This is a genomic window from uncultured Methylibium sp. (genome assembly GCF_902826655.1).
GTDB lineage: Bacteria > Pseudomonadota > Gammaproteobacteria > Burkholderiales > Burkholderiaceae_C > Methylibium.
In genome coordinates this window covers 1-6748 of sequence record NZ_CADEFR010000103.1, presented here as the reverse complement: position 1 = coordinate 6748, position 6748 = coordinate 1, and the positions used below count along the sequence as shown (strand labels likewise).

Genomic DNA, 6748 nt, shown 5'->3' with positions numbered 1-6748 from the left:
TGAGCAGCAGCAGCGCGCCGAAGATGATCCACAGCACCTGCACCGTGATGATGATGCCTTCGAGCGTGGCCGCCAGCACGCGGTTGAAGCTCACGCCCCAGGCCGTCAGCGCGATCAGCGCAGTGACCACATAGACCAGCGGCATCGCCTTCTTGGCTGACCAGCCGAGGCCGACCAGCAGCACGCCGGAGAGGGCGATCGGGGTGAATGCCAACAGTGCTTGAAGGCCGAGTTCCATGGTGTCTCCTTGAATACCTTCGATACGAGGTTTGGCCGGCTCAGGCGATCAGCGCAGCCAGCACCTCTTCGAGCGTCTTCTTCGCGTCGCCGAACAGCATGCGGTTGTTGTCCTTGTAGAAGAGCGGGTTGTCGACGCCGGCGTAGCCCGAGGCCATGCTGCGCTTCATCACGATCGAGGTCTTGGCCTTCCAAACTTCGAGCACCGGCATGCCGGCGATCGGGCTGGCTGGGTCTTCCTGCGCCGAGGGGTTCACGATGTCGTTGGCGCCGATGACCATCGACACGTCGGTGCCGGGGAAGTCCTCGTTGATCTCGTCCATCTCGAGCACGATGTCGTAGGGCACCTTGGCCTCGGCGAGCAGCACGTTCATGTGGCCCGGCATGCGGCCTGCGACCGGATGAATGCCGAAGCGCACGTTGACACCCTTGTCGCGCAGAATCTTCGTGATCTCGCACACCATGTGTTGGGCCTGCGCCACCGCCATGCCGTAGCCGGGCACGATGACGACGTTCTTGGCCTCGCGCAGCAGCTCAGCAGTCTCCACGGCGCTGACTGGCACCACCTCGCCGGCCGGTTGCGCGCCACCGTCAGCAGGAGCCGGCGCACCGCCACCGGTGCCGAAGCCGCCGGCGATGACGCTGATGAAGTTGCGGTTCATCGCGCGGCACATGATGTAGCTCAGGATGGCGCCAGAGGAACCCACCAGGGCGCCGACGACGATCAGCAGATCGTTGCCGAGCATGAAGCCGGTCGCTGCCGCGGCCCAGCCCGAGTAGCTATTGAGCATCGACACCACCACCGGCATGTCGGCGCCGCCGATCGCCATCACCATGTGGATGCCGAACAGCAGCGCGATCACCGTCATGACGATCAGCGGGGTCATGCCGGCCTGGATGTCGTGCGCGCGCAGGAACTCGCGCCCGAACCAGACGACCACCACCAGCCCGGCCAAATTGAGCCAGTGACGCCCGGGCAGCAGCAGCGGCTTGCCGCCGATCTTGCCGGACAGCTTGCCGAAAGCGACGATCGATCCCGAGAACGTGACCGCGCCGATCAGGATGCCGACGTAGATCTCGACCTCGTGGATCGCCTTCTCGGCCGGTGTCGGGAACACGGTGGACGTATCGACGTAGCTCGCGAAGCCGACCAGGCAGGCGGCCAGTCCGACGAGGCTGTGCATCAATGCCACCAGTTCGGGCATCTGCGTCATCTGCACCTTCTTGGCGGCGAAGAGGCCGATGGCGCCGCCGACGACGAGGGCGCCGACGATCCACGCGTACCCGGCCGGCGTGACGCGCGGGCCGAGCACGGTGGCCAGCACCGCGAGGGCCATACCGACGATGCCGAATACGTTGCCGCGGCGCGCGGTCTCCGGATTCGACAGCCCGCCCAGGCTGAGGATGAAGAGGATGATGGCGCCGATGTAGGAGACGGTGGCCAGGCCTGCGGTCATGTTCGCTCCTGCTTCTTGTTGTTCACTTGCGGAACATTGCCAGCATGCGCCGCGTGACCGCGAAGCCGCCGAACATGTTGACGGCCGTCAGCACCAGCGCCACGACGGCCAGGCCGAGGATCAGCTGCGACGGCCGATCGGCTCCGGCACCACCTGCCAGCGGCGGCGCCACCTGCACCAGCGCGCCGATGGCGATGATCGACGAGATGGCGTTGGTCACGCTCATCAGCGGCGTGTGCAGCGACGGCGTGACGTTCCACACCACCATGTAGCCGATGAAGCAGGCCAGCACGAACACGGTGAAGTGCGCGAGGAACGAGGCCGGCGCGTAGAGGCCCACGAGCGCGAAGGCCAGCGCACCCGCGCCGAACACCGTCAATAGCGACCGCGCCGACATCGGCTCGCTGGCACCGTGGCCGTGGCCCTTCTTGGCGGACGGCGCGACGATGGACGCCGCTGCGGGTTTGGCCGGTGCCGCGGCCGGCAGTTTGGGCGGCGGAGGCGGCCATGTGATGGCACCTTCCTTGATGACCGTCAGGCCGCGGATCGCGTCGTCTTCCATGTTGACGTCGATGACGCCGTCCTTGGTCTTGCACAGCTCCTCGGTCAGACGCAGGAGGTTGTTCGAGTACAGCGTGGAAGACTGCTTGGCCAGACGGCTGGCGAGGTCGGTGTAGCCGATGATCGTCACGCCGTGTTTCACCACCGACTGGCCGGGCTCGGTGAGTTCGCAGTTGCCGCCCTGCTCGGCCGCCATGTCGACGATCACGCTGCCGGGCTTCATGCTCTTGACCATCTCGGCGGTGATCAGCCGCGGCGCGGGCTTGCCTGGGATCAGCGCGGTGGTGATCACTATGTCGCATTCCTTGGCCTGCTGCGCGTACATCGCACGCTGCGCGGCCTGGAAGCCCTCGCTCATCACCTTGGCGTAGCCGCCGCCACCCGAACCCTCTTCCTCGTAGTCGACCTTGACGAACTCGCCGCCGAGGGAGACCACCTGATCGGCCACCTCGGCGCGGGTGTCGTTGGCGCGCACGATCGCTCCGAGGCCCGCCGCGGTGCCGATCGCCGCCAAGCCCGCCACGCCGGCACCGGCGATGAACACCTTGGCCGGCGGAATCTTGCCGGCGGCCGTGATCTGGCCGTTGAAGTAGCGGCCGAAGGCGTTGGCCGCCTCGATCACCGCGCGGTAGCCGCTGACCCCGGCCATCGAGGTCAGCGCGTCCATCTTCTGCGCGCGCGACAGCTGGCGCGGCAACGAGTCGATGGCGAGCACGGTGGCCATCTTTGCCGCCAGCTGCTTCATCAACTCAGGGTTCTGCGCTGGCCAGATGAACCCGATCAGCGTGCCGCCTTGCCGCAGCAGCGCCACCTCGTCAGGGCTCGGCGCACGCACCTTGAACACGATGTCCGACCGGGCCCAGATGTCGGACGCGGTCTCAACGATGTCGGCCCCGGCCGCTCGGTACGCGTCGTCGGCGAAGTTGGAGGCGTCGCCGGCGCCGCTTTGCACGGCCACCGAGAAGCCCAGCTTGCGCAGCTTCTCCACCACGTCCGGCACGGTCGCGACGCGCTTCTCGGCCGGCGCGGTCTCCGTGGGAACTCCAATCAGCAAGGCCATGGTCTCGACTCCTCAGTGGTACCCATGCCCGGCGCGCACCTTGCCCCGGAACACCCAGTACGACCAGATCACGTACAGCAGGATGATCGGCAGCAGAAACATCGTGCCGACAAGCAGGAAGGCCTGCGAAATCGGATGCGCTGCGGCGTCCCACAAGGTGATCGATGGCCATATCAGGTAGGGCCACAGGCTGATCACCAGGCCGGTAAAAGCCAGGAAGAAGATGCCGAACGAACACAGGAACGGCAGCACGTCGCGCCGTTCGTGGCGCAGACTGGTGTAGAGCAGCGCCGCGACGGCGGCGGTGAGGATGGGCACCGGCGAGAACCAGAGCAGGTTCGGCCAGCTGAACCAGCGCTCGGCGATCCGCTCGGAGGCAAGCGGCGTCCACACGCTCACCGCCGCGACGAACGCGAGCACCCACCACAGGGAGCGCTGTGCGATGCGTCGCGACCACTGCTGCAGCGGGCCTTCGGTCTTCATCACCAGCCAGGTCGCGCCCTGCAGCATGTAGGCGGCGACGACCGCGGCGCCGGTCAGCAGCGTGAACGGCGTGGCCCAGTCCCAGCTGGTGCCGACGAACTGTCGGTTCTGCACCGGAAAGCCCTGCACGATGTTGCCGAGGATCACACCCTGGGCGAAGCTGGCGACGAGCGAGCCCCAGATGAACGCGTTGTCCCACACGCCGCGTCGCGCGCCCTCGACTTCGCGGAACTCGAATGCGACGCCGCGGAACAGCAGGCCCAGCAGCATCAGCAGGATGGGGAAGTACAGCGCGGGCATCAGCACCGCGAACGCGAGCGGAAACACCGCGAGCAGGCCGCCGCCGCCCAGGATCAGCCAGGTCTCGTTGAAGTCCCACACCGGGGCGACGCTGGCCACCATCAGGTCGCGCTCATGCGGGTCGCGACGCAACCCGAACAGCATGCCGACGCCGAGGTCGAAACCGTCGAGCAGCACGTACATGAAGACGGCGAGCGCGAGGATTGCAGTCCACAGCGGCACGAGGTCAAGTTGCATGGTCGCCCCTTGCCGTCGCACCTGCCGTTGTTGCTTCCGTGGCAGCCGACAGCGGTCGTGCCGGGCGCGCCGGCTCGTCCTGCGACGGTTCGCCTTGCGCGGCTTCCGCCGCGACCGCCACCTGCGGGCCGGCGCGCACGATGCGCCGCAGCAGCATGAAGCCGGCGCCGAAGATCACGATGTAGGCGGCGATGTAGAACGCGAACGACAGGGCGACATCGAAGGTGGTCAGGCTTGGACTCACGCCCTGGCTCGTGCGCATCAGGCCATAGACCACCCACGGCTGGCGCCCGACCTCGGTGACGGTCCAGCCGGCAAGCACGGCAATGAAGCCGAGCGGCATCGACCAGTGAGCCAGCCTGAGGAACAGCGGCGACTCGTAGAGCCGCCCCTTGAAGTGCATGACCCAGCCGACGACCACCACGAGCAGCATCAGCAGCCCCATGCCGACCATGATGCGAAACGCGAAGTAGACGATCGCCACCGGCGGCCGGTCCTCGCGCGGCCATTCCTTCAGACCCTTGATCTCTCCGTTCCAGTCGTGCGTGAGGTACCAGCTCGCGAGCTTGGGGATCGCGATCTCGAAGCGGTTGCGCTCGGCCTTCTCGTCAGGGATCGCGAACAGCGACGCCGCGACGCCGCGTTCGGTCTCCCAGATGCCTTCCATCGCCGCCAGCTTGGCCGGCTGGTGCTTGAGCGTGTTCAGGCCGTGCAGGTCGCCGACGACGATCTGCAGCGGCACCATGATGCTCAGGAAAGCGAGCGACATCTTCACCATCACGCGGCTTTCCTCGACGTGCCGGCGCTGGCGCAGGAACCCTGCGGCGACGGCGAGGATCACGAATCCGCTGGTGACGAGGAAGGCGATCACCGTGTGCGAGAGGCGGTATGGAAACGACGGCGTGAACAGCACCGCCAGCATGCTGACCGGCTCGAAACGCCCGTCCACAACGACGTGGCCCTGCGGCGTCTGCATCCAGCTGTTGACGGCGAGGATCCAGAACGACGACATCAGTGTGCCGAACGCCACCATCAAGGCGGAGAACACATGCGCCCACTGCGGCACCAGCTTGCGGCCGAACAGCAGCACGCCGAGGAACGCCGCCTCCAGGTAGAACGCGGTCAGCACCTCGTAGGCCATCAGCGAGCCGATGACGCTGGCGGCGGCGTCGGAGAAGCGGCTCCAGTTGGTGCCGAACTGGAACGGCATAACGATGCCCGAGACCACGCCCATGCCGAACGAGACGGCAAAGATCTTGATCCAGTAGGCCGACAGCCGCCGGTACACGTCATCCTTCTTCCACCACCACAGCACTTCGAGCGTGGCGATGTAGCAGGCCAGCCCGACGGTGAATGCCGGCAGCAGGATGTGCCAAGCGATCACCCACACGAACTGCAGGCGCGACAGCAGCAAGGCGTCCATGGTTCAGGCGGTCAAGGTGTGGCCGTTGTCGGTGAGAGCCGGGGCTCAGCCTTGGCGCGCCCGCCTGGAGGACGACTTGGCGGCCGGGGGCGGCGCCGATGCGTCGAGCCCCTCGGACATGCCGATCAGCACGCCGCGCGCCAGCGCCGTGTAGTGGTCCATCCAGGCGTCCACGGTGCTCTGGGCCTGGGCTCGGCCCCGTCGCACGGCCTCGCGCGACCGCTCGGTCAGCTGCTCCAGCGCAGCCGTGGCGCTGGAGCCGGTCGCGCTGCCCCTGGCCTTCATCCCTTCGAGCACCATGGCCCAGGGTCCTTGCAGGTTCTTCGCCGCGTCGGCCACTGCCTTGTCCAGGCTGCCATACAGGGTGTCCTCCATCTTCTCGATGTCGGCGAGCGCCTTCTTCATCTTGGTCTCTCGCAGCTGGACGCCCTGGTCGACGAATTGTTCGAGCGCCCGGCGATTGGCTTCGACCGCCTTGACCAGTGCGGCATCCATGCCCTCGACGGCCTTCATCAGCAGCGCCTCGACATCGGTTGTCGGCAAGCCGCTCTTCGCGGCGCCGGCCGAGGCGGCCTTGGTCGTCGCCTTGACCGCGTCGCGCACGCTCTTGAGCGTCAGCTCGCGGCCCTGCAGGGCCTTCAGCGTGGCCTGCTGCACGGCCTGGCGCAGCGCGTCGCCCTGGCGGGCCGAGGCCTGAGCGAACCGCTCTACCAAGGCGTCATGGTCGAAACCGGACTTGCTCATCTCGTTGTCTCCTGGAGAGTTGTTGTCGCAACACGCATCACTGCATGTGCTGGCCGCCGTTGATCGCGATGTTGGCGCCGGTCACGAACGCCGCTTCGTCGGATGCGAGGTAGATGATCAGACCCGCCACTTCCTCGGGCTTTCCCAGACGCCCCACCGGGATGTGCGGCAGGATCTTCGAGTCGAGCACGTCCTTCGGAATCGCCGTGACCATCTTGGTGCCGATGTAGCCGGGCGAGATGGTGT

7 protein-coding genes are annotated in these 6748 nt (G+C 66.8%); all 7 read right to left on the bottom strand.

The features are described 5' to 3' along the window. The coding region (locus tag QZV97_RS20045; RefSeq protein WP_295647024.1) for an L-lactate permease at positions 1–238 on the bottom strand (238 nt) is incomplete at its 3' end. A 40-nt stretch (positions 239–278) separates the two neighbouring features. After that, complete coding sequence (gene pntB, locus QZV97_RS20040; protein WP_295647021.1) at positions 279–1694, bottom strand: Re/Si-specific NAD(P)(+) transhydrogenase subunit beta; 1416 nt, start codon at positions 1692–1694, stop codon at positions 279–281. Positions 1695–1716: 22 nt separating this feature from the next. After that, positions 1717–3315 (bottom strand): Re/Si-specific NAD(P)(+) transhydrogenase subunit alpha, encoded by a 1599-nt coding sequence (locus QZV97_RS20035; protein ID WP_295647017.1) that lies wholly within the window; start codon positions 3313–3315, stop codon positions 1717–1719. A 12-nt stretch (positions 3316–3327) separates the two neighbouring features. Continuing rightward, the gene (gene cydB / locus QZV97_RS20030) at positions 3328–4335 is read right to left on the bottom strand and encodes a cytochrome d ubiquinol oxidase subunit II (protein WP_250196067.1); all 1008 of its coding nucleotides are present in this window, start codon (positions 4333–4335) and stop codon (positions 3328–3330) included. Continuing rightward, a complete protein-coding gene (locus QZV97_RS20025; protein ID WP_295647009.1) occupies positions 4325–5758 on the bottom strand; it encodes a cytochrome ubiquinol oxidase subunit I in 1434 nt (477 codons plus the stop codon). The genes cydB and QZV97_RS20025 overlap by 11 nt, the downstream gene beginning before the upstream one ends. A 45-nt stretch (positions 5759–5803) precedes the next feature. Further along, positions 5804–6502: a DUF6781 family protein gene (locus QZV97_RS20020; RefSeq protein WP_295647007.1), complete on the bottom strand. Its 699-nt coding sequence runs from the start codon at positions 6500–6502 to the stop codon at positions 5804–5806. Positions 6503–6539: 37 nt separating this feature from the next. Beyond that, a partial coding sequence (locus tag QZV97_RS20015; protein WP_295647004.1) for an SDR family oxidoreductase occupies positions 6540–6748 on the bottom strand: 209 nt, incomplete at its 5' end.